The 2037-nt window shown below is 59.5% G+C and carries 1 protein-coding gene and 2 pseudogenes; all 3 read left to right on the top strand.

Annotated features, from left to right (window positions below; genetic code table 11):
* Window positions 1-60: 60 nt before the first annotated feature.
* Window positions 61-1500 (top strand): cytosine permease, encoded by a 1440-nt coding sequence (locus tag HX786_RS28545; protein WP_178912915.1) that lies wholly within the window; start codon window positions 61-63, stop codon window positions 1498-1500.
* Window positions 1487-1634, top strand: a pseudogene (locus tag HX786_RS28540) (histidine ABC transporter substrate-binding protein); the annotation flags it as partial. The gene HX786_RS28545 and the pseudogene HX786_RS28540, both read left to right, overlap by 14 nt.
* A 71-nt stretch (window positions 1635-1705) precedes the next feature.
* Window positions 1706-2037 (top strand): annotated as a pseudogene (locus tag HX786_RS28535) (proline/glycine betaine ABC transporter permease); the annotation flags it as partial.

Genomic DNA, 2037 nt, shown 5'->3' with positions numbered 1-2037 from the left:
CCCGCTCCCACATGTGATCTGCGTTTCACCCAAAAACAATCCATCAGAGGTTGAACATAAATGGCAGTAAAAGACGCTCGTGCAAGCACCACCCCGTTGATCGAAAGGCGTTCGATCGACTACATCCCGGAAGCGGAAAGACACGGCCGTCTATTGAGTCAGTTCACCCTGTGGTTGGGTGCCAACCTGCAAATCACTGCGATTGTCACCGGGGCCCTGGCCGTGGTGCTGGGCGGTGATGTGTTCTGGTCGTTGATCGGTCTGTTGATCGGTCAACTGCTGGGCGGTGGCGTCATGGCCCTGCATGCGGCGCAAGGCCCGCAACTGGGCTTGCCGCAGATGATCTCCAGCCGCGTGCAGTTCGGCGTGTATGGCGCGGTGATTCCCCTGGTGCTGGTGTGCCTGATGTACATCGGTTTTTCTGCCAGCGGCTCATTGCTGGCGGGGCAGGCGGTGGCGCAGTTGCTTCACGTTGAAGACTGGGTCGGCATCGTATTGTTCGCGGGGCTGATCATGGTATTCACGATCTTCGGCTACCGGGTGATCCACGGCATCGGTCGCATCGCCAGCGTGCTGGGGGTGGTTGCCTTCGTGTACCTGTTCTACAGGCTGCTGGCCGGTAACGACATCGGTGCGTTGCTGGGCAACAAGCATTTTTCCCTCAGCAGTTTCCTGCTGGCGATTTCCCTCTCGGCGTCCTGGCAGATTGCGTTCGGCCCGTATGTGGCGGACTACTCGCGCTACTTGCCGCGCAGCACGCAGGCCTCGAAAACCTTCTGGGCCGTGGGCCTCGGTTCGGTGATCGGCGCGCAGGCTTCGATGGTGTTCGGTGTGTTTGCGGCAGCCCTGGCAGGCTCGCAATTCGCTCACCACGAAGTGTCGTTTATCGTCGGCCTGGGCGGCACCGGGATCGTCGCGGCGCTGCTGTATTTCAGCATCGCCTTCGGCAAGGTCACCGTCACCACCCTCAACGCCTACGGCAGCTTCATGTCGATCGCGACAATCATCAGTGGTTTCCGTGGCAGCCGGCATATCGGCAGTGGCACGCGGCTGTTGTACATCTTCGTGATGGTGTCGATTGCCGCCGCGCTGGCGTTGCTGGGCAAGGACTCGTTCCTCAAGGATTTCTCCGCGTTCATCCTGTTCCTGCTGGCGTTTTTCACGCCCTGGAGTGCGATCAACCTGGTGGACTTCTACTGCATCACCAAAGAGCGCTATGACATCCCGGCCCTGTCCAACCCCAACGGTCGCTACGGTCGCTGGAACCTGATGGGCATCAGCATCTACGTGTTCGGCGTGCTGATTCAGATGCCGTTCATCTCGACGCATTTCTACACCGGCCCACTGGTCGCGAGCCTGGGCGACACCGATATCTCGTGGATCATCGGGCTGGTGGTGCCGGCGGCGTTGTACTACTGGGCTGCGAAAAAGTGGCACAGCCCGATTCCTGAGCGCCTCGTGCTGCCCGATGTGCAGGGCGCCGCTGCTCAACCTGTTTAACCAGAACCCGGTACGCATGACGAACAGCGAATTGAAACAGCAAAACTGGCGAAAACTTTCCTCAAGGGACATCCTGAACTCTGGCACGCATGGTGAGCGACAACGCAGCCAAGAAAATCGACGCGGCCTTGTAGGTTGAGCGTTTCCGGTTGCCGCCACAGGCAACCGGGCGCCCGGCCACAATCCACTGGATCGAGAGCACACTATGTTTCCTGAGAGTTTTACGTTTTCCATCGCCGACTGGGTCAACAGTTGGGTCGATGCGCTGGTGACCAACTACGGCGATGTGTTCCGGCACATCTCCGATACGTTGCTGTGGGCCATCGTTAACCTGGAAGGTTTGCTGCGCGCAGCGCCCTGGTGGTTGATGTTGCTGATTGTTGGCGGTATTGCCTGGCATGCCACTCGCAAGTGGTTCACCACCGTCGTGATCGTCGGCCTGCTGTTTCTGGTGGGCGCGGTCGGTCTGTGGGACAAGCTGATGCAAACCCTGGCGCTGATGATGGTGGCCACGGTGATCTCGGTGCTGATCGGCAT

Source organism: Pseudomonas sp. 21615526 (assembly GCF_013386245.1).
Classification (GTDB): Bacteria; Pseudomonadota; Gammaproteobacteria; order Pseudomonadales; family Pseudomonadaceae; genus Aquipseudomonas.
The sequence above is the reverse complement of the archived record's forward strand: the minus strand, read 5'-3'. Positions and strand labels throughout refer to the sequence as shown.